Origin of the sequence: Natrinema pallidum DSM 3751 (assembly GCF_000337615.1) — an archaeon.
GTDB lineage: Archaea > Halobacteriota > Halobacteria > Halobacteriales > Natrialbaceae > Natrinema > Natrinema pallidum.
This window is the reverse complement of sequence record NZ_AOII01000022.1, coordinates 1-26,474: the sequence shown is the minus strand read 5'-3', so window position 1 is coordinate 26,474 and position 26,474 is coordinate 1. Positions and strand designations below refer to the sequence as shown.

The 26,474-nt window shown below is 65.6% G+C and carries 26 protein-coding genes and 2 pseudogenes; 14 read left to right on the top strand and 14 right to left on the bottom strand.

Annotation, left to right across the window (positions count from 1 at the left end; genetic code table 11):
* The first annotated feature begins 474 nt into the window (after window positions 1–474).
* Window positions 475–1,233 (top strand): RNA methyltransferase, encoded by a 759-nt coding sequence (locus tag C487_RS02655; RefSeq protein ID WP_006184129.1) that lies wholly within the window; start codon window positions 475–477, stop codon window positions 1,231–1,233.
* 134 nt (window positions 1,234–1,367) lie between these two features.
* On the top strand, window positions 1,368–2,423 hold the full coding sequence (locus tag C487_RS02650; RefSeq protein WP_006184128.1) for a hypothetical protein: 1,056 nt from the start codon (window positions 1,368–1,370) through the stop codon (window positions 2,421–2,423).
* A 74-nt stretch (window positions 2,424–2,497) separates the two neighbouring features.
* Here C487_RS02650 and C487_RS02645 read toward each other — a convergent pair whose 3' ends face one another.
* Window positions 2,498–3,163 carry an HTH domain-containing protein gene (locus tag C487_RS02645; RefSeq protein ID WP_006184127.1) on the bottom strand — a complete coding sequence of 222 codons (666 nt, stop codon included), beginning with the start codon at window positions 3,161–3,163 and terminating at the stop codon, window positions 2,498–2,500.
* A gap of 119 nt (window positions 3,164–3,282) precedes the next feature.
* Complete coding sequence (locus C487_RS02640) at window positions 3,283–4,233, bottom strand: DMT family transporter (protein ID WP_006184126.1); 951 nt, start codon at window positions 4,231–4,233, stop codon at window positions 3,283–3,285.
* 179 nt (window positions 4,234–4,412) lie between these two features.
* Here C487_RS02640 and C487_RS02635 point away from each other — a divergent pair, with 179 nt between their 5' ends.
* Window positions 4,413–4,895, top strand: coding sequence for an Lrp/AsnC family transcriptional regulator (locus C487_RS02635; protein ID WP_006184125.1), 483 nt, complete (start codon window positions 4,413–4,415; stop codon window positions 4,893–4,895).
* 32 nt (window positions 4,896–4,927) lie between these two features.
* Here the strand turns inward: C487_RS02635 and gatE are convergent, their stop codons facing one another.
* From gatE to btuC, 4 genes and pseudogenes are all read right to left on the bottom strand, one after another.
* On the bottom strand, window positions 4,928–6,796 hold the full coding sequence (gene gatE / locus C487_RS02630) for a Glu-tRNA(Gln) amidotransferase subunit GatE (RefSeq protein ID WP_006184124.1): 1,869 nt from the start codon (window positions 6,794–6,796) through the stop codon (window positions 4,928–4,930).
* Window positions 6,797–7,318: 522 nt separating this feature from the next.
* The gene (locus C487_RS02620) at window positions 7,319–7,843 is read right to left on the bottom strand and encodes a cupredoxin domain-containing protein (RefSeq protein ID WP_006184122.1); all 525 of its coding nucleotides are present in this window, start codon (window positions 7,841–7,843) and stop codon (window positions 7,319–7,321) included.
* Window positions 7,844–8,091: 248 nt separating this feature from the next.
* Window positions 8,092–9,306: pseudogene (locus C487_RS02615) on the bottom strand (ATP-binding cassette domain-containing protein); the annotation flags it as partial.
* A gap of 116 nt (window positions 9,307–9,422) precedes the next feature.
* Window positions 9,423–10,520, bottom strand: coding sequence for a vitamin B12 ABC transporter permease BtuC (gene btuC, locus C487_RS02610; RefSeq protein WP_006184120.1), 1,098 nt, complete (start codon window positions 10,518–10,520; stop codon window positions 9,423–9,425).
* A gap of 58 nt (window positions 10,521–10,578) precedes the next feature.
* On the opposite strand from btuC, the gene C487_RS02605 reads away from it, so the two are divergent.
* The 4 genes from C487_RS02605 to C487_RS02590 all read left to right on the top strand — a co-directional run bounded on the left by C487_RS02605 (window position 10,579) and on the right by C487_RS02590 (window position 13,471).
* On the top strand, window positions 10,579–11,661 hold the full coding sequence (locus C487_RS02605; protein WP_049907831.1) for a PGF-CTERM-anchored ABC transporter substrate-binding protein: 1,083 nt from the start codon (window positions 10,579–10,581) through the stop codon (window positions 11,659–11,661).
* Between the two features lie 94 nt (window positions 11,662–11,755).
* On the top strand, window positions 11,756–12,037 hold the full coding sequence (srp19, locus tag C487_RS02600; protein ID WP_006184118.1) for a signal recognition particle subunit SRP19: 282 nt from the start codon (window positions 11,756–11,758) through the stop codon (window positions 12,035–12,037).
* A 1-nt stretch (window position 12,038) separates the two neighbouring features.
* Entirely contained in the window at window positions 12,039–12,299 is a 261-nt protein-coding gene (locus C487_RS02595; protein WP_006184117.1) for an H/ACA ribonucleoprotein complex subunit GAR1, read from the top strand.
* 98 nt (window positions 12,300–12,397) lie between these two features.
* Window positions 12,398–13,471 carry a presenilin family intramembrane aspartyl protease PSH gene (locus C487_RS02590; RefSeq protein WP_006184116.1) on the top strand — a complete coding sequence of 358 codons (1,074 nt, stop codon included), beginning with the start codon at window positions 12,398–12,400 and terminating at the stop codon, window positions 13,469–13,471.
* A gap of 66 nt (window positions 13,472–13,537) precedes the next feature.
* Here C487_RS02590 and C487_RS02585 read toward each other — a convergent pair whose 3' ends face one another.
* The 4 genes from C487_RS02585 to C487_RS02570 form a co-directional block, all read right to left on the bottom strand.
* Window positions 13,538–14,233, bottom strand: a complete 696-nt coding sequence (locus C487_RS02585) for a DUF6517 family protein (RefSeq protein ID WP_006184115.1) — start codon at window positions 14,231–14,233, stop codon at window positions 13,538–13,540.
* An 85-nt stretch (window positions 14,234–14,318) separates the two neighbouring features.
* Window positions 14,319–15,452, bottom strand: coding sequence for a sensor histidine kinase (locus tag C487_RS02580; RefSeq protein ID WP_006184114.1), 1,134 nt, complete (start codon window positions 15,450–15,452; stop codon window positions 14,319–14,321).
* A gap of 105 nt (window positions 15,453–15,557) precedes the next feature.
* Window positions 15,558–17,078 carry a cysteine--tRNA ligase gene (gene cysS / locus C487_RS02575; protein ID WP_006184113.1) on the bottom strand — a complete coding sequence of 507 codons (1,521 nt, stop codon included), beginning with the start codon at window positions 17,076–17,078 and terminating at the stop codon, window positions 15,558–15,560.
* A 230-nt stretch (window positions 17,079–17,308) separates the two neighbouring features.
* Window positions 17,309–17,929, bottom strand: a complete 621-nt coding sequence (locus C487_RS02570) for a DUF7509 family protein (protein ID WP_006184112.1) — start codon at window positions 17,927–17,929, stop codon at window positions 17,309–17,311.
* Between the two features lie 98 nt (window positions 17,930–18,027).
* Between C487_RS02570 and C487_RS02565 the strand changes: the two genes are divergently transcribed.
* The gene (locus C487_RS02565; protein ID WP_006184111.1) at window positions 18,028–18,432 is read left to right on the top strand and encodes a winged helix-turn-helix domain-containing protein; all 405 of its coding nucleotides are present in this window, start codon (window positions 18,028–18,030) and stop codon (window positions 18,430–18,432) included.
* Window positions 18,433–18,483: 51 nt separating this feature from the next.
* Here C487_RS02565 and C487_RS02560 read toward each other — a convergent pair whose 3' ends face one another.
* The gene (locus tag C487_RS02560) at window positions 18,484–19,035 is read right to left on the bottom strand and encodes a DUF7523 family protein (RefSeq protein ID WP_049907837.1); all 552 of its coding nucleotides are present in this window, start codon (window positions 19,033–19,035) and stop codon (window positions 18,484–18,486) included.
* A gap of 103 nt (window positions 19,036–19,138) precedes the next feature.
* On the opposite strand from C487_RS02560, the gene C487_RS02555 reads away from it, so the two are divergent.
* From C487_RS02555 to C487_RS02535, 5 genes and pseudogenes are all read left to right on the top strand, one after another.
* A complete protein-coding gene (locus tag C487_RS02555; RefSeq protein ID WP_006184109.1) occupies window positions 19,139–19,465 on the top strand; it encodes a NifU family protein in 327 nt (108 codons plus the stop codon).
* 180 nt (window positions 19,466–19,645) lie between these two features.
* Window positions 19,646–19,903 (top strand): BolA family protein, encoded by a 258-nt coding sequence (locus C487_RS02550; RefSeq protein WP_006184108.1) that lies wholly within the window; start codon window positions 19,646–19,648, stop codon window positions 19,901–19,903.
* 117 nt (window positions 19,904–20,020) lie between these two features.
* Window positions 20,021–20,471: pseudogene (locus tag C487_RS02545) on the top strand (PH domain-containing protein).
* Between the two features lie 31 nt (window positions 20,472–20,502).
* On the top strand, window positions 20,503–22,083 hold the full coding sequence (locus tag C487_RS02540) for a PH domain-containing protein (RefSeq protein ID WP_049907829.1): 1,581 nt from the start codon (window positions 20,503–20,505) through the stop codon (window positions 22,081–22,083).
* A 20-nt stretch (window positions 22,084–22,103) separates the two neighbouring features.
* Window positions 22,104–23,519, top strand: coding sequence for a class II fumarate hydratase (locus C487_RS02535; protein ID WP_006184104.1), 1,416 nt, complete (start codon window positions 22,104–22,106; stop codon window positions 23,517–23,519).
* Between the two features lie 45 nt (window positions 23,520–23,564).
* Here the strand turns inward: C487_RS02535 and C487_RS02530 are convergent, their stop codons facing one another.
* Window positions 23,565–24,641 carry a hemolysin family protein gene (locus tag C487_RS02530; RefSeq protein WP_049907836.1) on the bottom strand — a complete coding sequence of 359 codons (1,077 nt, stop codon included), beginning with the start codon at window positions 24,639–24,641 and terminating at the stop codon, window positions 23,565–23,567.
* Between the two features lie 301 nt (window positions 24,642–24,942).
* Here C487_RS02530 and C487_RS02525 point away from each other — a divergent pair, with 301 nt between their 5' ends.
* Window positions 24,943–25,176, top strand: a complete 234-nt coding sequence (locus C487_RS02525; protein WP_006184102.1) for an HVO_2901 family zinc finger protein — start codon at window positions 24,943–24,945, stop codon at window positions 25,174–25,176.
* Window positions 25,177–25,273: 97 nt separating this feature from the next.
* Here C487_RS02525 and C487_RS02520 read toward each other — a convergent pair whose 3' ends face one another.
* Together C487_RS02520 and C487_RS02515 are read right to left on the bottom strand one after the other, a co-directional pair.
* Window positions 25,274–26,005, bottom strand: a complete 732-nt coding sequence (locus C487_RS02520) for a DICT sensory domain-containing protein (RefSeq protein ID WP_006184101.1) — start codon at window positions 26,003–26,005, stop codon at window positions 25,274–25,276.
* A gap of 5 nt (window positions 26,006–26,010) precedes the next feature.
* Window positions 26,011–26,373: a DUF7344 domain-containing protein gene (locus C487_RS02515; protein WP_006184100.1), complete on the bottom strand. Its 363-nt coding sequence runs from the start codon at window positions 26,371–26,373 to the stop codon at window positions 26,011–26,013.
* Between the last annotated feature and the right edge of the window lie 101 nt (window positions 26,374–26,474).

Sequence of the window (26,474 nt, the reverse complement as noted above, 5' to 3'; positions counted from 1 at the left end):
CGAGCCAAATTTACATCCGCGGAGAAGGTGTGTTCCGAAACAGGGACCCCACACGGAATTCCCGTTACAAACGCGAGGGGGGTGTGTCCCTCTCCCACTGTGTATGATGTCAGGCTCTCCTTCGAAAACGCACACGTATGCGGCGTCAAACGCGTCCCTCTTGCTTTCCCGTAACAACTAGTTACTAGACTAGTTTAACTAGAATCGAGAAAGAGGAGAAGAAAGGGGAACGCGGACTGCGAGGACGTAAACTGCGAGGGGCATGGACACTCGAGCGTGCATGAACTGATCAAACAAGACACACGTAAGAGACCCGCACGAAACGACGAACGCGTTTCTTTTTGCGTTCCCGTTCGGTACTCCAGGTATGCACACGCTCATCGCGACGACGGGACCGTCGGACACGCTTACGTCCCATCGTCTCCGAACTGGTACGGTCACCCATCGTCTCGAGTCCATCGCACTGACGACCCAATGAGTGACGACGCACCCACCCGGACGGACGTGGATCGGACGCCGCCGGCCGTCGCCGTGGTCGACGCACAGTCGCCGGGGAACGTCGGAACGATCGCTCGTGCGATGAAGAACTTCGGCTTCGACGACCTCCTGCTGGTCGATCCGCCCGAACTGGACCCCGACGGCGAGGCTTATGGCTTCGCGGGGCACGCTCGCGAGGACGTCCTTCCCGACGCCGACGAGATCACGTTCGACCACCTCGCCGAGAACTACCACACCATCGGCTGTACGGCAGTGACGAACGAGGACGACCGTAGCCACACGCGGTTTCCCTACTCGACGCCGGCGGCGTTGGCAGAGCGATTGCCGACCGTCGAGGGACCGACCGCGCTCGTCTTCGGCCGCGAGCGCGTCGGCCTGACGAACGAGGAACTCGCCCGGATCGACGAGATCTGTTCGATCCCAGCGAGCGCCGAGTACCCCGTGCTCAATCTCGGGCAGGCCGCCACGGTAACCCTCTACGAACTCCGCTCGCTTACGCTCGAGGACACGCAGTTGCCCGATCTCGAGCGCGTCCGCGCGCCAGAGCAGACGATCGATCGACTCTACGACCAGTGGGCGGCGCTGCTCGAGGAGATCAACCACCCGGCGGAGAAACGCGACAAGACGATGCGGATGCTCCGCCGGGTGTACGGACGGGCCGACCTGACCGAACGCGAGGCAACCACGCTAGTGGGCCTCCTCCGGCGGGCGACCGACCGGCCGGCCGAGAACTGACTCTCGGGCGGCAGGTGTCGACTCGTCTGGCGGAGGAAGGTGTCAGTCCATCAGCCGGAAGGTGTCAAATCGATCAACACAGCCGCTCTCGATGGCCATTACAGTAATACGTTCCCGGTAACCACGACTACTGGATGACCGACTTACGTCGACGGAACGCGTTGCAGTTGCTCGGCGGTGGCATGGCGTTTCTGGCCGGTTGCTCGGAGACATCCGACGGAAACGGTACCGAGAGCGACGACACCGACGACACTGACTCGAACGATTCGAACGGCGCGACCGATGCCATCGAGGGCGACCTCCCGTCGTACGCCTCGGTGCTCCCGACGACCGAGCGCTCGGCGTACTTCTACGGTGCGATCGACGTCGAGACGATGAGCACCCTGCTCGAGGACGAGGGTGCCGAAGCCGGCGCGGAACCGACGGACCCGCTCGTCGGCAACCCGGTCGTCGTCGCACTCCTCTGTTCGTTCGGCCTGCAACAACTGGGGTCCTCTGCCGGACGCGATGCGTACACCGACCACAACGAGACGGCCGACGGCGAGGAGCAGTTCGTCTACGCCGACGGCGTCTACGCCCTCGTCGGTTCGTACGATCGCGACGGCCTCGCGACGGCGCTCGAGGCGGCGGGCTACACCGCCGAACGCGAGGCGGACGCCTACACCGTCTATACCGACGCCGAGAGCGACGAGGTCGTCGGAATCTCGGCGGGCGTGTACGCGTACTCGTATCCCAATGGCAGCGAGTCCGCGTTCGATCCGATCGCCGCGGTCGAGCGGACGGTCGCGACGGCAGCCGGTGACCGACCGCCGAAACACGAGGTCGACGACGGCTTCGAACGACTGCTTCGAGCCGGCGAGAACGGCGGGATCACGAGCTGTCTGTACACCGACGCCGACGAGTTCGACGCGGCGTCCCTCTCGAGCGATCGGGCAACCGACGAGGACAGCCTGCAGTTCGCATTCAACGCCTTCGAGGGGGCAAACGGCGTCTCCCAGCACCTCGCGGTGGCCGACACCGATGCGGCCGCGACCGCGACCGCCGTCGTCACCTATCGCAGCGAAGACCACGTCGACGAGGGCCGCCTCGAGTCGGCGCTGGGAACGGAAGCGGAGACCGTCGAGTTCGCCACCATCGGTTCGCGGGTCGAAATCGACGCCGAGTACGGTGGGGAGTTCGCCCGCGAGTAGCCGCTCCGTCGGCCGCCGACTCGAGCCCGACGGGAAAGACAGTTCCTCGAGCCCGGTCCCAGTCTCCCGGATCGCTACTGCGGTTCGACGACCGACGGCTCCCCTTCCCGTGTCGATCGAGTCGGCTGCGACTCGCGGCGGCCGGATTCGGAGACGGTCCCGATCCAGCCACAGTCGCTACACGCGAACAGCCCTTGGCCGTCGATCAGCGACCCGCCACAGTCGGGGCACGTATCCCCCGTCGCCGACGCGAGACGTTCGTCCGGATCGGCGACCGACCCGAGCGGCGTCGGGAGCCCGCCGGTTCGAAGCGTCGCGATCGCCTCGTCGGTGGTATAGGTGTCCGTGGTCGCCTCGTCGGAGTGTGGGAAAACGCCGAGCAGTTCGTCGCCGGCGTAGAGTTCCAGACATAACAGCGGCGTCACGAGTCGCTCCCGGGTCTCGCCGGTTACCTGTGACGTCGTCGTGCGCTTTCGGAACGGCGGCCGGATCGTCACGTCTCGCTCGTCGGCCCACGCCGAGAACCGGTCGTAGCTCTCGAGGACTTCTTGGTGGGGGCTCTCCTCGGACAGTGCGATCTCCTTGGGCCAGCACCGAAGCAATAGGTCGTCGATCGCGCCTTCCGACTCGCAGGCCTGTATCGTCTCGATCTGCTCGTCCACCGGCTCGAGCAGCAACGGCGCTCGGACGTGACACACCACGGTCAGTGCCGGACGGTCTGGGTCTCTCGTCGGAGTCATCAGTCAGGTGGTCGGGCAACGTGTGTGCTAATAAATGTTTTCGACGGGGCGGATATGGCCCGCTTGCCGGATCGGCCGGCGCGGGCGGGAATTGCCGTGATCGGACGCGACGGGCCCGATCACGGCGTCGTGGTGGTGGCACCGTCGACGGCCGAGCGAAGCAGGGACCGCAGCGCCTCGCGTTTGATCATGACGAAGCCGGCGAGGATCGTCACCAGACCGATGAGCGTGAGCGAATCGACGATGTATCCCAGCGTGACCCAACTCACGCCCATCGCGACCACCGGCTCGGCGTAGCTGACGAGGATAACCTGCGTCGCTCCGCTTCGCTCGAGCAGGTGGAAGTAGAGGAAGAACGCGAACACGCCGGAGACGACCGTCAGGTAGACAAACGAGAGCACCATCCCCGACGTCAGTTCGATCGCCGCAATCGACTCCCCGCGCAGGAACGCCCAGCCGAGCAACACGCCGGCCCCGATGAGCATCGCCCACGCCTGGAGCGTCTCGATCGGAAGCGCCGAGTCGATCGGGCGGACGAGGACGCCCCCGAGTGCGAACGCGACGGCCGCACCGAACACGAGCGTCGCGCCGACCGTGACATCGCTGCCGAGTGCGGCTGACGACGGCTGGACGACGGCGATTACGCCCACCAGTCCAAGCACGAAGCCCGCAACTCCGGCGGGTGCCAGCCGCTCTTCTGGAAGCACCACTCCGGCGAACGCTGCCGTTAGGATCGGTGCCGTGCTGACGATGGTCGCCGCTACCGCGCCCGACACGTACAGTTCGCCGAGATACAACAGGCCGTGATAGAACGCGATGACGAACGTGCCGGCGACGGCAACGGCCGCCCATTCGCCCCGACCCGCCGGCCGAATCCGATCGTTCGTCACGGCCGCGTATCCGAAGACGATCGCGCCCGCGATCGCGTACCGAAAGCCGGCGAACAGAAGCGGCGGGACGTACTCGAGTCCGATCTCGATCGCGACGAACGAACTCCCCCAACACAGTGCGAGTATCGAAAAGAGCACCGCTTCGCGGTACCCATCTGGAACCGAATCGATTGATCTCATATTCCATTCGGAAATCGCGGACGTATTTAGATCCTTCTACAAGCACGCCGCGTTTTGAGAACCAAAGACCACACATATGAACGTATTTCGAATCACCCATCACTGAACAGGCCATTCTTGTAGAGAACTCCAATCACCTCGGTCGGAAAACACATGTCGGTTGGGGCCGAACGCTGCCCATGGACGAACGCGACGTGCGCCTCCTCAAGGCGATCGCCGAACTCGAGACCGGGAGCCCCGAACGGCTCCACGAAGCGACCGACATCCCGATCTCGACGATCCACTATCGGCTCAACAACCTCCGGGACGAGGGCGTCATCGAGAACGACCGCTACGATATCGATCTCGAGGAACTCGGCCTGGGCGTCACCGTGTTGATCGAGGTTCACGCGGACTATCAGGGCTCCTACGAGACGTTCGCGGATCGGCTCCTGACCGTCGAGGGGGTTACGAACGTCTACTTCACGATGGGCGAGACGGACTTCATCGTCGTCGCGCGCCTGAGCGATAGCGGCATGGTCGAACGCCTGATCGCCGAGTTCGAACAACTCGAGGGCGTCGAACGGACCGACTCGACGTTCGTCATTTCGGCGATCGAAGAACGGGACGCGCTTCAGAGCTACAGCCTCGAGACGCTGCTCGAGGAACTCGTCGGCGAGTGAGACCGGTGGGAAAACGGGACGCCGGTAGCGGGCTACGTTCGCTTCTGAATCTCCTCGCGGAGGAGTTCGCTGACGAGGTCGCCGTCGGCCTTCCCGCGGAGCGCACCCATACACTCGCCCATGAGTCCCGAGAAGGCCTGCATGCCCTCTTCTTCGACCTGGTCGCCGTTTCGGTCGACGACCTCGACGATCGCCTCGCGAACCTCAGCCTCGTCGGCCCCGCCGAGTCCGGCGTCGTCGGCCGCCGCCGCGGCCGTTCGGTCCGGGTCCTCGGCCAGCGCCTCGAGCAGATCCGGCACGCCCTCGTTGGGCAGGTCGCCGTCCTCGACCATGCTGAGGACACTCTCGAGGTGGCTCCGAGTCAACGTCTCGACGGGTACGTCGTCACGCCGGAGTTCCGTCAGCGTCGACTCGAGCGTCGTCGCGGCCAGCGTCGGATCGATCCCGTCGGCTACGACAGTCTCAAACAGGGGCATGTGCTCGCCGTAGGCGACCTGCTCGGCCAGCCCCTCGCCGAGGTCGTACTCGTCCTGGTAGCGGTCGACCTTCTCGGTCAGGAGTTCGGGTTCGGGGACGTCACTCGGATCGGGTTCGACCGGCGGCACGTCCGTTTCGGGATACATCCGCGCCGCGCCCGGCAGGGGACGGAGATAGCGGGTCGTCCCGTCGTCGTTCGCGCCCCGCGTTTCTTCGGGCACGCCCTCGAGCGCGGTCTCGGCGCGTTCGGCGGCGGCCTCGATGGCGGCCTCGGCCACGTCCGTCTCCGCGGCGACGATCGCGACGGCGTCCTCGGGACCGGCACCGACCGCCTCGCGCAGGGCCGTGACCTCGTCCTCCGTGACCCCGTACGCAGGCAGTTCGTCGGTGTGGAAGATCCCGCCCGCGCCGTGGCGCTTCGCGTGATCCGAGAGTTCGGTCCCGAGCCGGCGGTCGGGGGCGATCTCACGACCCACGATCCCGTCGAAGCCATACAGCGGGACCGCCGTGACGGACCCGCCGGAGCTCAGTGCCCCCGCGATGACGCCGCTGTCGGTGTCCTCGAAGACCGCGGTCACGTCCTGTCCGTCACCGACCGACGCGTCGCGATCCGCGAGTTCGTCCCGGATCTCGACCAGTTCGGCCTGTCGGGCGACCTCGTTGCGGACGATGTCATCGATGTCGTCGAGGCTCTGGACGCCCTTGATCTCGACGCGAGCGCCCTCCTCGATGGAGACGTTGACGTCCTGGCGGATCGTCCCCAGTCCGCGTTTGACCTTGCCCGTCGAGCGCAGCAGCATGCCGATCCGCTCGGCCGCCTCGAGCGCCTGCTCGGGGCTCGAAATGTCCGGCCTCGTCCCGATCTCGACCAGCGGAATGCCGAGTCGATCGAGGCTGTAGCGCACCCCGTCGCCGGTTTCCTCGACGCGCTGGGCGCTCTCCTCCTCGAGCAGCATGTCCTCGATCCCGACGGTACCCTCGCTGGTCTCGATCTCGCCGTCGGTGGCGATCAGCGACGAGCGCTGAAAGCCCGTCGTGTTCGAGCCGTCGACGACGATCTTGCGCATGACGTGGGCCTGATCGACCGGGCTCATATCCATCAGCTGGGCGACCTCGAGGGTCGTCTCGAGGGCCTCCGCGTCGAGTTCGTGGGGTGGTTCGTCGTCCTCTTCGACGAGACAGGTCGTGTCGTAGGCGAGGTACTCGAACTCGCGCTCGACCTTGCTCTCCTCGACGGCGGCGTCGTCGAGTTCGCCCAGTTCGCTCCGGGTAGGATGGAGATAGCGCGTGAAACTGCGCGTCGACTCCGCGGGCTCGCGGCGGTCGGTCGGACACTGGCAGAACAGCTTCGTCGCCGTGTCGAGTTGCTGGTGGATCTCCAGCCCGGCGACGAGTCCGAGGGCCTCGTAATCGTACTCGGTCATTGGCAGGCACTCGGTGGCGGAGGGGTAAAAAACCGTTCAGTTCCGCCGTGCGCGATGAACGCCCGCGTTCGTGGGTCCGCCGCTGTACACGGACCCTGACAGTCGACGGGCAGGTGCTGGTCATCACCGAGTGCTGGGCCTGGGTGGGGAGTCCTACGCGCTCTCGAGGCAGTACGCGGACCTCGAGTCGATCGTCCGGGACGCCGTCGAGACGTCCGTCTCGGAGGTCAAGAACGGGACGTTCCTGCGGCAGAGAACGTCTCCGATCCGCTCACGGAGTGAGTCTCGTCGTACTCGTTTTTCCGCTCGAGAACCCCCGGCTACTGCGAATCGATCCTCCACGCCCGCCGGTTCGCTCACAGGCGTCGTTCTTGGCTCATTCCCGAGGTAGGTACTCCAAGTCCGTACCCCGGGCTTCGAGCAGCCGGCTCCGATCGTTCGGCTCCCGACGTTCGATCGGCCACGGACCGCCGCCCGAACGCCATGCAGCGAGGGACCCGTTTCCGGAACGCCCGCAGTCCCTCAGTAGCCGCTCTCGTCGTTGCCGTTGCTCTCGGTCCCGGTCGCTGCGCCGGTCTCCGCGTCGTCCCCGCCCGTCGACAGATCGAAGCCATCGTTGAACTCGACATCGCCGCGCATCGACTCCGGATGGAACTCGCAGTAGTATTCGGCCGCGTCCTCGTTCGCTTCGAACGTCATCGATACCGTCTCACCCGCCTCTTCCGACGAGTCGGACGCTTCGAGCTCCTGGCCATCCTCGGTCTCGACGATTAGTTCGTGCTCCGCCCCGTCGGCGTTGATCCAGACGAGTTCGTACACCTCTCCGTCCTCGAGGTCCAGCGTCGGGTTCTCTTCACCCTCGATCTCCACGGGTGCGATACCGTACCAGTATTCGATTCGCCCAGCGAGGATAATCGGCTGCCGGTCGGTCTCCTCGTCCTCGCTACCGTTTTCCTGGGCTGTCACAGCGCCCGTTAGAGCGGTCCCCGCAGCCGCCGCACCGATGAGTTCGAGTGCGGTTCGCCGCGTCTGTTCGAAGCTGGTCATACACGGGCTCGATCCCGTCGCGGATAAAAAGACGGACGCCCGTTTCTCGAAACAGCGTGTAATTTGACGGTGGAACCGGGTATTGATTCTCCCACCAACCAACGAAACGGACACCGATCAGTGCTTCCAGTGGGGGTCGCTTCCAGCCGATATACGGGTGCTGCTCTCGACCGGATTACCGGCTTCGGAACTCGTTCCGATCACGTACTGGTCGCTTGCTCACGGCTTACTCTCACCGTCGACAGTCGTTACCCGTCGGTCGAATCGGCCGACGCCGCCGGGTTGGACTGTGACTTCTCGAAAACCATCGTGACCGCATCGAGCACACGACGCTGCGGGACCTCGAGTGCTCGCTCCCGATAGCTCTCGTATCGGTTTCGGGCAGCACCGCTACCGGCGTTCCGCTCCTCGAACGGCCCCGTTTCGATTCGGACGAGCGATTCGGACTCGTCGAGTACGGGGAGAAGCGTTCGGGTACCGGTTCCCACCACGAAATCCGCGAGTACCGTTACGTCGGCATCACGAACCAGCCGCCCAGCGCTGTCTACCTCTTCGGAGGAGAGCCGCGTGAACGGCTCGGTCTCGAGGGGGTCGATGCCGATCGACCGCGCCGCTTCGGCTGCTGCGTCCCCGCTCGAGACCGGTCCGAGCGTCACTTCGATTCCCGCGGCTTCCAGTCGAGCGACGACGCCGCCAGCGGCGGTTCCACTCCCCAACACGTGGACGCGCTCCGGGAGTGAGTCCTCGTCGCAGTCGGCCCTGAAGGCGGTCACCGTTTCGGTTCCCGTCACCGGATTCGGCGTGACGACCGCGGTGGCGTCGAACGACGCTGCGAGCACATCGCTCGTCACCACCGCGGACGGCGCGCCGTCCCGGGCGACCCCTCCGTCGGCGAGCACCACGAGCCGATCGCAGTACCGTGCGGCCAGATCCAGGTCGTGAATCGCCGCGACCACGGTCCGACCCTCGTCGACCAGGTTGCGGACCAACTCGAGCGTCTCGACCTGGTGAGTGATGTCGAGACTCGCCGTCGGCTCGTCGAGCAGCATGACCGGCGTCTCCTGTGCGATCGCTCGCGCGAGTACGACCCGCTGGCGCTGCCCGCCGCTGATCTCGTCGATCGGCCGGTCGGCCAGGTCGGCCGTGCGCGTCCGCTCGAGGGCGCGTTCGACCGCCTCGTGATCCGCAGGCGTCGGCGACGAGAACCGCGACCGATGCGGATGACGGCCCATCTCGACGACGTCGCGAACCGGGAAGGAAAACGAGAGCGTCGTGTCCTGGGGGACGACGGAGACGAGGCGGCTCGAGGCCCGCGAGGAGAGGTCGTGAACGTCGACGCCGTCGATCGTGACCGACCCGATATCGGGCGTGAGCGCGCCGCTGATGAGCCGCAGCAGCGTCGTTTTCCCGGCCCCGTTCGGGCCGACGAAGCCGACGAACTCGCCCGGCTCGATCGTGAGTGAGACGTCCTCGAGTACCGAGAGATCGCCGAACGCGAGCGAACAGCCGTCGGCGGAGACGGTCACCGGCTCGGGTCCGACTTCGGATTCCCGTGTGTCTTCGCGGCGATCGGCGTCGGTCATACCGAATGCACCTCCCGACGAGTGAGCAGAAACAGGAAGAACGGTGCGCCGAGCGCCGCCGTAATGATTCCGACGGGGACGACGGCGGGACCGACCCGGGCGATCGTGTCGGTCACGACCAGGAACGACGCGCCGGCGACCGCACTGGTCGGCAACAGGATTCGGTGATCGGGGCCGACGACGAGCCGCATGATGTGTGGGACGACGAGCCCGACGAAGCCGATGATGCCCGCGACCGCGACGCCGGCGGCGGTAATAATGCTCGCGAGCACGAGCAAGAGCAGTTTGGTGCGTTCGACCTCGATGCCGAGGTGGTGAGCGTCCTCCTCACCGAGCAGGAGAACGTTCAGTTCCCGTCTGAACGCACACAAAACGAGGACGCCGGCCAGCGTGATCGGGAACGCGAACGCCACGTCGCTCCACTGGCTGTTGTTGAGATGCCCCATCATCCAGAAGACGGCTTCGCGCAGCGAGTCGCCGCTGTGGACGAGCATGTACGAAATCATCGCGCCGAGGAACGCCTGGACCGCGACGCCGGCGAGCAACAGCGTCGCGACCGGCGTCCGCCCCCCGTCGGTCGCGATCGCGTAGACCAGAAACGCCGTCGCGAGCGCGCCGACGAACGCCGAGAGGTGAAGCCCCCCGAACGGGACCAGCGCCGGAAACGCGATGGCGGCGACCGCCCCCGCGGCGGCACCGGAAGACACGCCGATGATCGACGGATCGGCCAGCGGGTTTCGGAAGAACCCCTGCATTACGGTTCCCGCAGCGGCGAGCGCGAGCCCGACCGTCGCCGCGAGCGCGATGCGGGGCAACCGAATGTCCGCGACGATGATCTGGCGCGTCGCCGGAACGTCGAACGAAAAGACCGCGGCATACTCGAGCCCTGGAGCCGGAACCGAGATGCCGAGGACGGGAACCGAGGCGCTGCCGACGGTTACGCCCGCAGGAACGACGATTGCGTTCAGCGTCGCCATCGCAACCGTCACGGGGTCGATTCTGACCGGTCCGAGTGCGGCGCTGGCCAGGACGACGGCGATGAGCAGTACGACGAGTCCAGCCGACCACGCCGCTGTTCGGGCCGGTCGGTACATATGACATCCAAACTTTCAGTGGGCAAATATTTGTTGAAGTAGGGTGGAGGGTGATGCAATGCAACGATACCTATCCGTGTTTCTGGCCGTCCTGATCGCCGTTTCGGCGTTCGCACCCGTTACGGCCGGGCAGTCACACGGCGAGACCGCTTCAACCGTCGACTGCGAGTTCCCGCTCGAGGTGACCGACGCAACGGGCGAGACGATTTCGCTCGAGGACGCGCCCGACTCGGTCGTGGCGCTCCAGCCGAGCGACGCTCAGACAGTGTTCGAGATCGGTGCCGAAGACCGCCTCGACGGGTTGCCCTACAGTCAGGCGACCGCCGGCCTCGATCGCGGTGATCGGACGAACGTCGGCAACGGCTTCTCGATCAATCACGAGCGCGTGGCCGATCTCGATCCGGACCTCGTCCTGGCCGCCAATATCACGAGCGAGGAGGACATCGATCAGCTTCGAAACGCCGGATTCACCGTCTATCACTTCCGTGAAGCGGGATCACTCGACGACGTTCGCGACAATGTGATCACCACCGGCGAACTCACCGGGGAGTGCGACGGTGCCGAAGAGACCGTCGACTGGATGGACGAGCAACTCGAGATCGTCGACCGGGCGCTCGAGGGCGAAGACCGGCCACTCGTGTACTACGCGATGGGCGACGATGGAACGACGGCCGGGACTGAAACGTTCATTCACGAAGCCCTGACGACCGGTGGCGTCGAAAACATCGCGGAAAGGGCGGACATCGGATGGTACGAACAGATAAACAGCGAGATCGTCATCAGCGAGGACCCCGAGTGGATCATCCATCCCGACGACAGGGACGAACCGCCGATCCCCGACTCGGTCGAGGCCACGACGGCCTATCAAGACGATCACGTCTTCGCAGTGAACGCGAACCACATCAGTCAACCCGCACCGCAGGTCGTCTACGCAATCGTCGACATCGTGGAAACCGTCCATCCCGAGGCCTACGAAGCGGCCAGTGAGGAACTCGAGACGGCGAACGAAAGCGATAACGAGGCCGACGAGAGCACTGATGAGAGCGGTGAGAGCGGTGAGAGCGCCATCCCCGGCTTCGGTATGCCCGCCGCACTGATCGCGTTGCTGGCCGCTGCCGGAGTCGTCGTCCGCCGACGATAACCCGCCGTCTCCGTTTCGTCCCGTTTCCGCCGCCGCCGTTCGCCGACGTATCGTTTTGAAAAGGGTTTACTCGCCGGACCTCCCAGGGATGCGCATGGTCGAGAACGTCATCTGGCCCGCCTATCTCGATGCGTCCCTCTCGCGGGCCGAGGGACGGCGCGTATCCCAGGATCTGGCAGTCGAGGAGCCGACGGTCGACGAGATCGCGAAGGCCGTCCAGCAGATCGGGTACGACGCCACGATCGAGCGGGACAAAGCCTACTCTCGAGAACACTGGGCCGAACGGGGCCGCGTCGTCGTCCGCGGGGCCGACGACTCGACGAAAAACGACCTCGTGCAGGCCGTCGCGGCGTACGTCGTCGCGATGCGTGAGTAACATGCATCGGGTTGGCACGGTCGTCCGTACTGCACAGGGGCTCGCAATCCTGCGGGCGGACGAGGCCGACGGCGGCCAGCGCGCCACCGATATCGACGGCTATCGCGACGATATCGGGACGATGGTCATTAATGACGACCTCGAGACCGTCGGCCGCGTCGTCGATGTCTTCGGCCCGGTTTCGCGGCCCTATCTGGCGGTGACTCCCGACGACGGGGTCCACCTGCCGTCGCTGGTCGGATCGACGCTGTACGCCCGGTAACGGCCCGACCCGACGGCGCTCGGGCCGGCGTCGCTCGCTCTTTTTTCGGCGGCCTCGAAGTGGAAAGGCCAATAGGAGCGGGGTGCAAACGCCGCGCCATGAACGACCGCACTCGGGTCCTCGCCGCCGTCGGCGCGACGGTTTGCCTGTTTCTCGGCGTCCAACTCGGCGCGCTGGCGCTGGTCGACCCGTTCACCGAATCGGGCCGACAGGCCGTCGAGAACCCCGACGATCCCACCAACAGCATCCTCTACGTCGGCGTCATGCTCGTCGCGACGGGGCTCATGCTCGCCGCGTTCAAGTACGACCTCGACCGCCTCATTCGACTCCTGCTCGTCGGCGTGAGCGTGATGATCTCGTGGTACGTCTTCGCCGAACTCGTCCCCGCGATCGTCGGCCCGTTCGTCTCCGAAGGGGTCGCAAGCGGGCTCACGATCGTCGCTTCCTTGGCCGTCGGCGGTGCACTCCTGTGGTATCCGGAGTGGTACGTCATCGACGGCGCGGGAGTGGTGATGGGAGCCGGTGCTGCCGCCCTGTTCGGGATCAGCTTCGGTCTCCTACCCGCACTGCTGTTGCTCTCGGCGCTCGCGATCTACGACGCCATCAGCGTCTACGGCACCGAACACATGCTCGACCTCGCCGAGGGCGTGATGGACCTCAAGATTCCCGTCGTACTCGTCGTCCCGCTGACCCTCTCGTACTCCTACCGCGCGGCCGGCAGCACCGACGACGTTCTCGAGGACGGCGGCACCGAGCCTGCGGCACCCGACGACCCCGCCGGTGACGCGCCCGGCGGCGACGCCACGGACGGCGATGCAGCCGACCCCGACGATACCGACGCGGCCGCCGACGACGGACCGGACGCGGACGGCGCGCTCGACCGGGACGCGCTGTTCATCGGCCTCGGCGACGCCGTCATTCCGACGGTTCTCGTGGCCAGTGCGGCGGCGTTCCTCGACGTCAGCACCCTCGCCGTTCCCGTCCTCGCGGTGAACCTGCCGGCACTCGGCGCGGCGGTCGGCACGATCGCCGGCCTGCTCGTGCTCATGTACATGGTTCTCGAGGGGCGGGCTCACGCCGGACTGCCGCTGCTCAACGGCGGCGCGATCGGCGGCTACCTGCTCGGCGCGCTCGCAAGCGGGCTCTCGGTCGCCACCGCGATCGGCCTCTGAACGCGTTCACGGTCGCCGATCATGCCGTCCCCCGTGGCGACTTCCGTCCCGTCGAGTCGGCTCGACTCACCCCTCGCCGCCGTCCGCACCGTTTTCGACGAGATCGACCTCGATATCGTCGTAGTGCTCGAGACCGCGAACCAGCGTATCGATCCGCGCGGTCTCGCCCGGCACGACGTCGGCGGCGGGGTAAACGGCGGCCACGACGATGTGATCGTCCTCGTGGTCGCGCTGGACGATGTCGAGAACGATATCGGCCTCGTACTCGTCCTGCAGCGTTGCCGTGCCCGCGTACGTCTGGAATGAAAAGCGCTCCCCCAGCGCCTCGAGCGCGCGACCGCCAACGGCCCGTTCGATCTCGAGGCCCGCGTAGTGGCCCTGAATGCGGTCGGCGATCTCCCTGTTCGAGAGGTCGCTCACCGGGTTGAAATCCTCGTTGCCGACGCGAACCTGTGGCGTCGTGAGCACGCCGAACACGCCGGATCGAACCGGATCGTCGCCGAACTGCTCGGCCGGCAAGTCGATCGCTCGATCGTACGTGCTGACGTAACTCGTCGCTTCGATGTCTTCGCCGCCGACGCGTTCCTCGTCGACCCGTCGTCTCGTCCCCCGGTACTCGTAGCCGGCTTCCGCAGCCGCGTCTTCCGAGACGCGCGCCGGCGCTGCTGCAAACGTCGTCATGTCGTTGATGCCGCTGAGGCAGCCGGCCGCCGCCCCGACCACGCCGGCACCGAGCGCGCCGATGAACTGCCGTCGATCCATGTCACTCACTCCGACCAGCGTCGAACGGATAAACGACGCGGCGATCTGCACGGCGTGATGACCATGCGGCCGGCGTTGCCCCCACCTACGAGCCGAGGACGGAGACGCCGCGCACTTCGAATCTGGCACCGCCGTCACGGCCCGTCGTGACCGAAACCGACCAGCCGTGTGCATCGACGACGTGTCCGACGATCGCGAGCCCGAACCCCGATCCACCGGCGTTCGAATAGCCGGATTCGAACACCTGCTCGCGCTGTGCGGCCGGGATCCCCGGCCCGTCGTCTTCGACGTAGAAGCCGTCGAACGCGCCCGCCTCGCCTGCCCAGTCCGCAGCCTCCGCTTCTTCGCGGCGATCCTCGTCGACCGCCGGTTCGCTTCGCTCGTCGGTTCCTGCCACCGGCTCGAGCGCCCCGATTTCGATGCGCGGAGCGTCGCCCGCGTGTTCCACGGCGTTTCTGAACAGGTTCTCGAACAGGTGACTCACGAGCGAGGCGTTCGCACGGATCACGATGTCGTCGCGGACCGAGACCGTCGCCGACCCCGTTCGGACGTTGGCCCACGCGGTTTCGACCGCGGTCGCGAGCGACAGCGGGTTGGCCTCCTCGACTTCGTCGACAGTCACGAGCACCAGCGCGTCGTCGATGATCGCTTCCATGCGCTCGAGCGCCGAGCGCAGCGCGCTCCGATCCCCGTCGCCGGCTTCGAGAGCAGTGCCGTCGTCCAACTCGAGCATCTCCGCGTGGGCCAGCGCGACCGATAACGGATTGCGAAGGTCGTGCGAGAGCAGTTTCGCGAACGACTCCATCCGGTCGGCTTGGTCTCTGGTCCGTTGCTCGAGCAGCCGTCGCTCGGTGATATCGATGTGCATGACGAGAACGTACGCTTCGCCGTCGTGTTCGTACGGCGTTGCCTGCAGCATGTACCAGCCGTCCTCCTCAGGGCCGTGACAGGGGTACTCGAGGGAAAACGTGTCTCGATCGCCAGCCGCGACGGCGCGGATGCCCCGTGCCGTCGCCGTCGCGTCGGGGTCGTCGCTGGCTTCGCAGACCGCGAGGTAGTTGCTCCCGACCCCACCCGCGTCGTCGCCCAGTCCCCGCGCGTCGCCAAACGAGTGCCACGACTCGTTCGTGTAGACGATCTCACCCGCCTCATCCAGGATGGCGATGCGCGCGGGAAGCGCGTCGAACCCGGCCGCGACGAACGAGCCAGAACGTCTCATTGTCCCTCATTCGAACGCGACCTACTTGAGGCATATTGCCGCTGGACCGTCATACGACTCCTGGCCGACCACGGCGGGACCGGCGAGCACCGGATCGAACCCAGCTCACTCCTCGGACGGCAGCCGATACGTCGACCCGTCGTCCGTATCCTGCACCTCGATCCCGAGCGCCGCGAGTTCGTCGCGTAACTCGTCGGCGCGCTCGTAGTTGCCGGCCTCGCGCTCCCGCTCGCGGACCTCGAGAACGAGGTCGACGACGTCGCCCGCGAGGTCCGCGGAGCCGGTCGTCTCGCCGGTAAAGGAGAGGCCGAGCACGCCGCCCAGTTCCGCGAGCGTTTCCACGGCCCGCCGAAGGCCGCGGTAGTCGTACGCGGGCCCGGCATCGCGGTCGGTATCGCCGCGTGCAGCCTCGAGATGTCGGTTGATTGCCGTTGCGATCGACAGCAGCGCCGACTGGGCCTCCCGCGTGTTGAAGTCGTCGTTCATCGCGGCCGTAAACGTCTCGCGCGCGCCGTCGATCGCATCGCGCAACGCCCCGTCTTCGACTTTCGAACTCGCTGCCGGGGAGTCAAGCGCCTCGACGGCCGCCTCGTAGCCCCGCTCGAGTTGCGCCCAGCGCTGCTCGGCCTCGGCGATCGTCTCGTCGGAGTAGAGCTGTTTGCTGTTGTAGGAGCCGGCGGTCAGGAACGTCCGCACGACGTTCGTTCCCCAGCGGTCGATCGCGTCGTCGACCGTGACGAAGTTGCCCAGACTCGAGGACATCTTTTCGTCGTCCATCTGGAACAGTTCGCAGTGGAGCCAGTAGTTGGCGAACTGTTGGTCCGTCGCGGCTTCGGACTGCGCGATTTCGTTTTCGTGGTGGGGAAAGACGAGGTCCCGGCCGCCGACGTGGATATCCAGGGTCTCGTCTAGGTGAGTCATGCTCATCGCCGAGCACTCGATGTGCCAGCCCGGACGGCCCTCGCCCCACGGCGAGTCCCAGGTCAACCCCTCGGGCGGGTCGCCGCCGTGGTCGACACCCTCGTGGCGGTGCTCTTCGACGGCGTCGGGATCGACGCCGCCCGCTTTCCAGAGCGCGAAATCCGCCGGATTACGCTTCTCGGAGCGCTCGTCGGGTTCGCCCTGGGATTCGATCTCGTCGAGGTCCTGATTCGAGAGTTTGCCGTACTCGTCGAACCCGGTCACGTCGAAGTAGACCGAGCCGTTGGACTCGTAGGCGTAGCCCTTCTCGATCAGGGTCTCGACGAGGTCGATGATCTCGGGCACGTGTTCGGACACGCGGGGATAGACCTCCGCACGCAGGAGGTTCAGCGAGCGCATGTCGTCGATCGTCCGCTGGATGTAGGTCTCCGCGACCGCGGCCTCGCTCCCGCCGAGGTCGTCCTCCCCGACGCGGGCAACGATCTTCTCGTTGACGTCGGTGAAGTTCTCGACGTGACGGACGTCGTAGCCGAGGAACTCGAGCCAGCGGTGCATGACGTCGACGTGGACCCACGACCGCGCGTGGCCCAGATGCGGCGGGTCGGAGACCGTCAGGCCACAGTAATACAGGAGTACGTCCTCGGGGTCCCGTGGCTCGAACGGTTCGCTCTCGCCCGTCAGCGTGTTCGTCACGTGCAGCGTCATGACGCGCATTTCCCCCGGACGAAAGTTAAACGGTGTGATGACACCCGGGTGCGCCACGCGCCGGTCAGCGGGACGAGCGCGTTCCGGGCGCGACCGAAACCGGTCGGACACGAGGTGCCCGACGCAGGGGCCGATATAGTCGCAACTGAAACGATTGACACACTGATCGCAACGCCGTCGTGTGATCAGGTGTGCAATGACGTTCAGTTGCTACTATAGCACGTCCGGTGTCACTCGAGCGCCTCGAGGTCGCCGAACCGCTCCCGGTTCATCGTCGTGACGACGAATCGGCGCACCGTATCGATCAGGTCCGCCTCCGTATCGTACGTTTCGATCCGGAGGTCCCAGCGGGTTCGCGCCGACCGGATCATCTCGCTCGTCACGTTCGCCTCGTGGACGAAGACGATCCTATCCTCGTGCGTTTTCGCGACGTTCTCCAGGATACTTCCCGCTTCCTCGCCGACACCGAAGTTGTGTCCGAGAAAGGGGACGACGAAGACAGTCGCGTTCGCGTGGCGAGCGTACTCGATGCTCTGTGTCACCGCATCGATCTCGTCCGTATCGATATCGACGTCGACGGCGAGGAACGCGTTGACGCCCGGGTCGGCCCGAAGCGTTCCCTGTACCCGCCGGAGCAGTGCTTTCGCCTCGTCGATCGCGTCCTCGTTCTGGAAGAGCGTTCTGAGCGGGCCGGGAAGAGCGTCGATGTCCACGTCCCGTACCTCCTCGTCGGACAGGACGTAGTTCAGATTGAAGGATTTGTACGGTCCCATCAGGTAGAGGAGGAACCGATCGTACGTGACCGCGCCGAGCCGATCGGCGATGCGATCTCGCGTGATATCCCGGGCCATGCCCCGACCAACTCGTCGGGTTGTTATAAAGACAGATGTTTTCAGCAGATGCTGGCTTGACAAGGACTAAGAGACGAGAGCGAGTAGTTCGCGCCACGATGGGGACGAAACACACGCGGGTCGCCGACGACCCGGACGATCCGGACGATCTGCTCCCGGCGGAAAGCGTGCTCTCCCTCGAGGAGTACCTCGAGATGCAGGCCGCGATCGGCAACCGGACCCGTTTCGAGATCGTCTACCGACTCTCCCGGACCGACGAACTGACCCCCACGGAACTCGAGTCGATGATGGAGATCGACGATAGCACTCTCCACTACCATCTCAACGAACTCCGGGACGTGGGCCTTATCGAAAAACGCGTTCGGACCGAACGTGACAGCGAAGGGCTGTATACGTACTACAGGGCGACGATCCTCGGTGATGTCATCCTCGAGCACGGCGTCGAGGAACTCCTCCGTCGCGAATGGGCGTTCAGCGAGGCGTACGATAGCAGCGAGCACTGAGCACGGGCATCTCGATCACTCTTCTGGCGCTCGAATCCGTCTCCCCGTTTCTCACGCCGTGTCAGCGTCCGCTCGCTCGAGCGCGTCTTCGACCGCCCGCAGCGCGTCGGCTCCCTCGAGGCGGTCGACCGTGACCACCATCGTTCCGTCGGCGACGCCCGCCGCAGTCGCTGCCAGTCCGTCGGCCGAAAGTCGCGCTAGGACGTCGGCGAGTGCGGCGGCATCGATATCCCCCGTCGCGACGATCGCGGTGCGATCACCGCCGGAGGGACCGATCGCCACACCGCCGACGCTAACGAGCGGTGTGGTGGATTCGCCGTCCACGTCGGCTCCGTCGGCATCGGCCTCGAGTGGACCGATCCCGCGTTCCATCCGGACGCGAACGGCTCGCGATTCGGTCTCGTACGCCGGTAGTTCGTCGGCGTATCGCCGTAGCGCCGTCGCAATGGCGTCGGTCTCGCCGTCGACCGGGAGAAAGCGAGCCGCGGCGGTGTAGTTGACGACGCCGGCCCGCAGGGCGGTCCGGAGGAACGGCCGCCGGTCGACCGCCCGACGGGTGTCGGCTGCCAGTGACATATCGAGGACGGCGTCTCGCGTCGGCATAAAGTCGCCGCCATCGTGTCGGACGGCTCGCAGTCGCGCCGTCGCCGCCGTCGGGGGAGCGTTCGCCCGACAGTATATATCGCTCCAGTGCCTCGTCTTCCTCATGAGCGAGTCCGACACGGAGCAGTCCCCCGAGGACGCGGTCCACGACGACGTGTCGCTGTTCCTCCGACGAAACTTCCCCCAGATCGAGATGCACGGCGGCGACTCGTCGATCACCGAGATCGACCTGGACGAGCGCCGCGTCTCGATCAACCTGAGCGGTGCCTGCAGCGGCTGTGGCGTCAGCCCGATGACGACGCAGGCGATTCGTCGGCGTCTCCCGTCCGAAATCGACGCGATCGACCACGTATCGGTCAGTACCGGTCTCGAGGGGCTCGCCGACGAGGCGTCCTCGGGTCGCGACGTGCCGCCCGACACCCCGTTCTGAAACCCCGACCCACGGTCTCGGGTCCCGCACTCGATCCGGTTCCGGGCCGAACGGGACCCGCGACGACTGTTTCGATCGCGGCGAACTGACGGCAGCCCCCGTCGCACGACACCGACGACGACCTGTTGGCCGTTGGCCGCGACCGCGGTACTTTTGCCACGAGCGATGCATGCCCTTCGTATGGAACCAGCAGCCGTCGAGGACGTCATCGAATCGAATCTCGAGGACAGCGAGGCGACGGTCACGCACGCACGCGACGAACACGACGATGACCACCTCGCTGCGACGGTCGTCTCGCCGGTCTTCGATGGGCTCTCGCTCGTCCAGCAACACGAACGGGTCTACGACGCGCTCGGCGATCACATGACGACCGACATCCACGCCCTGGAACTCTCGACGTACACGCCCGCGGAGTACGCCGACCTCGACGAGCAGTAGTGCGGATCGGTTTCGCGCCGTCCTCGAGACGGCGCTCGTCGGTAACGTGACCGATGATGACACCGTCCGACCGCTCGGAACCGTAGCTTTATCCACGTGGATTGACAGGATATGGGCATGGAGTCGCTTCATCCCCGCATCCGGTTGCTCTGGATCGCTCGCGGCGGTCGTCCTCGCCGTCGCACTGGTCGTCCTCGACCAGTGGCGGCTCACCGTCCCCACGGTCGCGATCGGGATCGTCGTCGCGCTCACGCTCGCCCTCGTCGTCGCCTACGCCGTTCGCCGCTATCAGGGCTGGCGGTTCGAACTCCAGGACGACGCCCTCTACCTCGAGCGGGGCGTCGTCACCGTCGTCGAGACCGCGGTCCCGTTCGTCCGTGTCCAGCACGTCGACACGCAGTTCGGGCCGATCGAGCGTGTCCTCGGGCTCTCGAGCGTCGTGGTCTATACGGCCGGCTCCCGGAACGCCGACGTTCGGATTCCGGGCTTGACGCCGGATCGGGCCCGAAGCTTGCAGGAAACTCTCCGTGAACTGGCGATCGAGAGCGAGGCCGAGGACGCCGTCTAACATGAAGCGCTTACACCCACTGAGTGGAGTGATGCTGGCTCTCCAGCGCGGCGTTACCGGTTTCTCCATGCCGTTTTTCTTCGTCATGATCTCGGCGAGCGTCGTCGATTTCGTCGCTATCGGCTGGGTGTTCTGGCTGGCCCCGATCGGCTTCGTCGCCGGCGCGGGGTACGGCCTCGCCCACTACTACCGATTTGGCTACGCAGTGACGGCCGATACCGTCGACGTCTCCTCGGGGGTGTTCTCTCGCCGATCCCGGGAGATCCCCTATCGGCGGATTCAGAACGTCGACGTCTCGCAGGGTCTCCTCCAGCGGGTGCTCGGTGTCGCCGTCGTCTCGATCGAGACCGCCGGCGGCGGTGACACCGAGGCGACGCTCCGCTTCGTCAGCGATGACGAGGCCGACTGGATTCGAGCGGAGATTCGCCGACTGACGGCCGCGACAGCGGAGTCGACCGCCGATTCCGACGCCGACCGACCGGCATCCGCCGCCGAGTCGGTTCCCGCTTCCCCCGCCGCATCCACCCGCCGCGACCGGTCGGAAGACGGGACCGCACCGACCCAGTTGTTCGAACTCGAGGCCGGGGAACTGCTGCTCTACGCCCTCTCGTCGTTTCGGTGGGGGGCGGCGGTCTTCCCGCTCGTACTGGTGTTGTTCCTGACCGACGCCGATTCGGGGACGAACCTCGTGCCCGCATTCGTGTTCGACGCCGCGCGCCCCTTCGGCGGTCCGGCGACGCTCGAGGGAGCGGCAGTCGGGCCGCTGCTCGTATTGATCGCGGTCTCGCTCGTCCAGTGGTCGGTTTTCACGTACGTCTCGAGCGCGGTCTATACGATCGCGAGCTATTACGGGTTCCGTCTCGGACGCGCGGGTGACGACTTCGTCTACGAGCGCGGGCTGCTTCAGCGATACAGCGGCTCCATTCCCGCGGACAAGGTCCAGTCGGTCACGATCGCCGAGAACCCGCTCCAGCGACTGCTCGGTTACGCCGGCCTCTGGGTCGAGACGGCGGGTTACGGACCCGACAGCGGTGACGGCAGCCAGGCGACGGTTCCGATGGCTCGACGCGATCGCGTCTCTCGGTTCGCGGAGAACCTTACCGGTGCCAAGCCGTCGCGATTCCAAAGCCCGCCACCGCTTGCGCGGCGACGGTACCTCGTCCGCTATGCCCTGATCGGATGCGTCGTCGTCGCCGCCGCGTTCGGGCTTGCACGGGTCTCGGCCCTCGAGCGCTGGTATCTCGCGGCGGTCGTCTTCGTCGCAGTGCCGCCCGCGGCCCACCTGCGGTACGCCAACCTGGGCTACGTCGTGGGTGACGACCACCTCGTGATCCGGACCGGCTTCTGGAAGCGCCGGACGACCGTGATTCCCTACTACCGGATTCAAACGGTCGCGACGCGGCGATCCGTCTTCCAGCGGCGGCTCGAGCTGGCGTCGCTGACCGTCGATACCGCCAGTTCGCGGACCTTCGTTTGGGGAACGCCGACGATCTACGACATCGACCTCGAGACGGCCCGCGAGATCCACGGCACGGGCCGAGAACGGCTTCAGTCAGCGCTGCGCGACCGCGCTCGGACGGACGATATCGGGCTTTCGGTGGATTTTACGTGACCGGCCCCGAGGCTCCGCGTATGGCAGACGGAGACGATTACCGACTCGAGGAGGACAGCCTCGGCGAGATGCAGGTCCCGGCCGACGCCTACTGGGGAGCACAGACCCAACGTGCGATCCAGAACTTCCCCATCTCGGGGATCACGTTCAGCCGGCGGTTCGTCCGCGGACTGGGCGTCGTCAAGAAGGCCGCCGCGCAGGCCAACCGCGACCTCGGGCTCGTCGACGACGACGTCGCCGAGGCCATCATCGAGGCCGCCGACGAGGTCATCGCCGGCAAGCACGACGACCAGTTCCCGGTCGATATCTTCCAGACCGGTTCGGGGACCTCCTCGAACATGAACGCCAACGAGGTCATCGCCAACCGCGCCGCCGAACTCATGGGCTCGGAGATCGGCGACCGCGTCGTCCACCCCAACGACCACGTCAACTACGGCCAGTCGTCCAACGACGTCATCCCGACCGCGATGCACGTCGCCTCGCTCGAAGCGGTGGAGAAAGACGTCATTCCGGCGCTCGACACGCTCCGCGAGGCCTTAGAGGCGAAAGAGGAGGAGTTCGACGACGTCGTCAAGACCGGCCGCACGCACCTGCAGGACGCGACCCCGGTTACGCTGGGCCAGGAGTTCAGCGGCTACCGCACGCAGGTCGAGAAGGGGCTGGCCCGCGTCGACCAGGTACGTGACCACCTCGGCGAACTCGCGCTGGGCGGGACCGCGACTGGGACCGGTCTCAATACACACGAGGAGTTCCCCGGCCGCGCCGCCGAGTACATCACGAAGGAGACCGGCGTCCAGTTCCGCGAGGCCGACAACCACTTCGAGGCCCAGGCCGCCCACGACGCGATGAGCGAGGCCCACGGCGCGCTCCGAACGGTGGCGGGCTCGCTGAACAAGATCGCAAACGACCTCCGACTGCTGGCCTCCGGTCCGCGCAACGGCCTCGGCGAGATCGAACAGCCCGAGAACCAGCCCGGCTCCTCGATCATGCCCGGCAAGATCAACCCGGTCGTCGCCGAGGCGGTCAACCAGGTCCACAAACAGGTCGTCGGCAACGACGCCGCCGTCTCCGCCGGCGCGGCCGAGGGCCAGATCGACCTCAACCTCTACAAACCCGTGCTCGCGCACAACTTCCTCGAGTCGGCCGAACTGATCTCGAACGCGAGTCAGGTCTTCGCCGAGCGGTTCGTCCGCGAACTCGAGGCCAACGTGGAGTATTGCGAAGAGCGCGTCGAGCAGTCGATGGCGATGGCCACCTCGCTGAACGTCCACATCGGCTACGACAAGGCAAGCGAGGTCGCAAAGACCGCGCTCAAGGAGGACAAGACCGTTCGGGAAGTGGTCCTCGAGAAGGGCTATCTCGACGAGGCGGAGGCCGACGAGGTCCTCGATCCCCGCAAGATGGCCGAGCGCGGTATCCTCGGACAGGACGACTGAGACGGCCACGGGTTCGGTGTTGATCCGTCGAGACCGACGCGTCGGTCAGCGATCGACGGGTTCGAGTTGTGCGCCGTCGAGTGGGTCCTCGATGTCGCCCATCACCGCCTCGAGCAGGTCGGTCACGGTGACGAGGCCGACGACGGTGCCATCCTCGATCACCAAGGCGAGTTCCTGCTTTTCGGTCTGGAACTGGTCGACCGCGTCGCTGACGTCCGTGTCGGGCGAGAGCGTCATCGGCGGTGCCGCCAACTCCTCGAAGTCGACGGTGCCGTCGGCCAACTCCTGGCGGTGTCTGACGAGGACCGGCGTGTAGAGGATGCCACGGAAGTCCGTCAGTTCGCCGCCGACCAGCGGATAGCGGGTCTGGGGGCGCTCCTCCATCTTCCGGACGTTCTCCTCGGGGTCGGCGTCGGTCGAGAGCGCGACGATCTCCTCGGAGGGCACCATCAGTTCGCTGATGGACTGTTCTCCGATCTGGAACGCGTTCATCACCTCTTCGCGACGTTCCTCGGAGAGATCGCCCTCTTCGAGGATCGAGCCAAGCCGGTTCCGCAGGTCGGCGCGGGACTCGATGACGTCCTCCTCGGTCTCGAGCCACGCGCCGGTCATTTCGATCCCGAAGAGCTTGAGGGTCAGTTTCGCGATGCCGTCGCCGAGCGCGATGACCGGCGAGATGAGCCGGTAGAACCAGTACAGGGGCGTCGCGCCGTACCGACAGACCAGCCGCGACCGCTCGACGCCGAGATACGTCGGCGTTTGCTCGCCGTGGGTCAAGTGGACGAGGTTGATGATGAGGAAGGCGAGGATCGCGCCGCTGCCGATCGTCGCCAGTACCGTGTTCTCGAACAGCGGTTCGAAGATCGCGGCCAGCGCGGGTTCGGCGACGATCCCGACGGCGATGCTCGAGGCAGTGATCCCGACCTGGCACGTGGTCAGATAGAGTTCGAGGTCGTCGGTCATCGCCCACGCCCGCTCGAGTTTCGGGTTGTCACCGACGAACTCCGCCTCGGAGAACTGCCGAGCGCGCGTCAGCGCGAACTCGATTGCGACGAAGAAGGCGTTCGCCAGAATGAGCACTATGCCCGCGAACAGCCGTCCACCGATGACAAGCGAGTTCATCATTCGGCCATTGAACCGGTGAACATAAATCAGTCAGGGGAAATCGGTCCCGTCAGAAGCGACCGGCTGACGGCCGACCTACTAGCTACCTGACAATCAATCGGGCGGTGGTGTTCCGAGCCCGCCGTTCGGCTGATCTCCCAGCACACGGAATACTCGAGGCCGAGTAAACACTCCGTTCGGGCTGTCTTTTTTCCCGACCCGTCGTCGGCAAATCCGGACAGAGCCGCCGAATCAGCCCGAAATCGAGCGGAATAAAAGAACCCAAGCAGTTTTGGCGAATGCTCGCGTCAGACGAACTATGCACACCTGTCGTAACTGCAACCAGTCGTTCCAGACCGAACTCGCCCTCGAATTACACCGGGATACGTGTACAAACGGACAACTCCTCTGTGAGGTATGCGGGGAGCGATTCCAGGAAGGCGCGGCGACCGAGGATGGCTGGCACTACGAGTGTCCGAACGACGACTGCGACGGGGATGGACTCGAGAAGGACCTCTATCGCGTCGGAGCCGTTCGCACCGCAACCCAGTAGCCCCAGGGCGTTCCGTTTCGTCCCCTGGCCCGGCCGACGATAGCGGATCGACTATCGGGGCCGGCACGCCGAGACGGAAGCCGGATCGACGGGCGCGTCATCGGCCGTCGGACGCCGCCTCGAGATAGGCGACCAGATCGCCGACGAGTCTCGGGTCATACGTCCAGAAGCCGTAGTACTGCCCTGGGTCGCGTTCTTCGGCGACCAACGCACAGCGGTGTTGATCGGTCCCGCCGCCGTCGAACACCACGAACCAGAACGCGTCGAAGTCGCCATTGGCGTCCGTGACGACCGTTACGTCGTCGGTAAGCACCCCTTCGTACTCCCCGTCGAGGAACACGATCACGGCGAGCGAGTCGTGCTCGCCGAACCGCTTGTACACGTCAGTCTGTGCACGGAGCGCTGCCGGCCGCTGGAAGCCGGCGTACAGCCGCCCCGTTCCGACGCGCCACGCCCGTTCTTCGATCTCCCGTGACGTGGCCACCATCTGCCGGCGATCGTACGACGAAAACAGCGTGTTCTCGAGGAAACTGAACAGGGTCGCGCTATCGAGGTCCCGCTCGGCGAGTTCCCACGGCGGATGGATGTCGGGCGAGAGGATCGCCTCGAACTGATCGAGACCCAGCGCACCCCGGAACTCCCCGTCGCCATCCCGGACGATCACGAACCCCATCTCGTCGATCGTCCCCAGTGACCGGTGGGTCACGTCGACGTTCCGCGTCTCGAACTGCTGTCGGAGTTCCGCGATGACCGACTCCTCGTCGGTGTAGATCTCGAGCGTCTTCCGTCGTCGGTCGACGCTCTCGAAAGCGTCTCGAAGCGAGTGCATGTCGGTCAGTCGTCGACCCGCAACGCGGCGGTGACCGCGTCCGGAATCGATGTCTCGGTCACGGTGTTCGTTTCGCTGTCGAACGTGATGAACCCCAGATCGGCGAGTCGCGGGAGGATCGAGTGGTAGAGCCGGATTCGAATCCGGTCGCGGTCCGATGGCGTCGCGATCGTCTCGTCGTTAGTCGCCGCTGTGGCCGCGAGTACGTCGGCGAGTTCGTCGACCGTCACCGTCGAGTGATCGGAGAGATAGACGATCGCGTTTCGAGCGTGAAACCGCCCGAGAAGACGGAGTACGTCGTCAATCGGGACGTCATCGGCCGCCGTCCGGAGGGCGAACAAATCGGGGGTGGTGTGATGATTTTCCATTACATATATCGTATGTGTTTACCCCCAGAAATCGCAGGAGGACAGTAGGTTCAAAATCGGGGAATTGTATGTGTTTACCCCCAGAAATCGCAGGAGGACAG

Bases quoted from the DNA above. Each gene is read 5' to 3' on its own strand.
- C487_RS02655 (WP_006184129.1), top strand. From the start codon at position 475: ATGAGTGACGACGCACCCACCCGGACGGACGTGGATCGGACGCCGCCG.
- C487_RS02650 (WP_006184128.1), top strand. From the start codon at position 1,368: ATGACCGACTTACGTCGACGGAACGCGTTGCAGTTGCTCGGCGGTGGC.
- C487_RS02645 (WP_006184127.1), bottom strand. From the start codon at position 3,163: ATGACTCCGACGAGAGACCCAGACCGTCCGGCACTGACCGTGGTGTGT.
- C487_RS02640 (WP_006184126.1), bottom strand. From the start codon at position 4,233: ATGAGATCAATCGATTCGGTTCCAGATGGGTACCGCGAAGCGGTGCTC.
- C487_RS02635 (WP_006184125.1), top strand. From the start codon at position 4,413: ATGGACGAACGCGACGTGCGCCTCCTCAAGGCGATCGCCGAACTCGAG.
- gatE (WP_006184124.1), bottom strand. From the start codon at position 6,796: ATGACCGAGTACGATTACGAGGCCCTCGGACTCGTCGCCGGGCTGGAG.
- C487_RS02620 (WP_006184122.1), bottom strand. From the start codon at position 7,843: ATGACCAGCTTCGAACAGACGCGGCGAACCGCACTCGAACTCATCGGT.
- btuC (WP_006184120.1), bottom strand. From the start codon at position 10,520: ATGTACCGACCGGCCCGAACAGCGGCGTGGTCGGCTGGACTCGTCGTA.
- C487_RS02605 (WP_049907831.1), top strand. From the start codon at position 10,579: ATGCAACGATACCTATCCGTGTTTCTGGCCGTCCTGATCGCCGTTTCG.
- srp19 (WP_006184118.1), top strand. From the start codon at position 11,756: ATGGTCGAGAACGTCATCTGGCCCGCCTATCTCGATGCGTCCCTCTCG.
- C487_RS02595 (WP_006184117.1), top strand. From the start codon at position 12,039: ATGCATCGGGTTGGCACGGTCGTCCGTACTGCACAGGGGCTCGCAATC.
- C487_RS02590 (WP_006184116.1), top strand. From the start codon at position 12,398: ATGAACGACCGCACTCGGGTCCTCGCCGCCGTCGGCGCGACGGTTTGC.
- C487_RS02585 (WP_006184115.1), bottom strand. From the start codon at position 14,233: ATGGATCGACGGCAGTTCATCGGCGCGCTCGGTGCCGGCGTGGTCGGG.
- C487_RS02580 (WP_006184114.1), bottom strand. From the start codon at position 15,452: ATGAGACGTTCTGGCTCGTTCGTCGCGGCCGGGTTCGACGCGCTTCCC.
- cysS (WP_006184113.1), bottom strand. From the start codon at position 17,078: ATGACGCTGCACGTGACGAACACGCTGACGGGCGAGAGCGAACCGTTC.
- C487_RS02570 (WP_006184112.1), bottom strand. From the start codon at position 17,929: ATGGCCCGGGATATCACGCGAGATCGCATCGCCGATCGGCTCGGCGCG.
- C487_RS02565 (WP_006184111.1), top strand. From the start codon at position 18,028: ATGGGGACGAAACACACGCGGGTCGCCGACGACCCGGACGATCCGGAC.
- C487_RS02560 (WP_049907837.1), bottom strand. From the start codon at position 19,035: ATGCCGACGCGAGACGCCGTCCTCGATATGTCACTGGCAGCCGACACC.
- C487_RS02555 (WP_006184109.1), top strand. From the start codon at position 19,139: ATGAGCGAGTCCGACACGGAGCAGTCCCCCGAGGACGCGGTCCACGAC.
- C487_RS02550 (WP_006184108.1), top strand. From the start codon at position 19,646: ATGGAACCAGCAGCCGTCGAGGACGTCATCGAATCGAATCTCGAGGAC.
- C487_RS02540 (WP_049907829.1), top strand. From the start codon at position 20,503: ATGCTGGCTCTCCAGCGCGGCGTTACCGGTTTCTCCATGCCGTTTTTC.
- C487_RS02535 (WP_006184104.1), top strand. From the start codon at position 22,104: ATGGCAGACGGAGACGATTACCGACTCGAGGAGGACAGCCTCGGCGAG.
- C487_RS02530 (WP_049907836.1), bottom strand. From the start codon at position 24,641: ATGAACTCGCTTGTCATCGGTGGACGGCTGTTCGCGGGCATAGTGCTC.
- C487_RS02525 (WP_006184102.1), top strand. From the start codon at position 24,943: ATGCACACCTGTCGTAACTGCAACCAGTCGTTCCAGACCGAACTCGCC.
- C487_RS02520 (WP_006184101.1), bottom strand. From the start codon at position 26,005: ATGCACTCGCTTCGAGACGCTTTCGAGAGCGTCGACCGACGACGGAAG.
- C487_RS02515 (WP_006184100.1), bottom strand. From the start codon at position 26,373: ATGGAAAATCATCACACCACCCCCGATTTGTTCGCCCTCCGGACGGCG.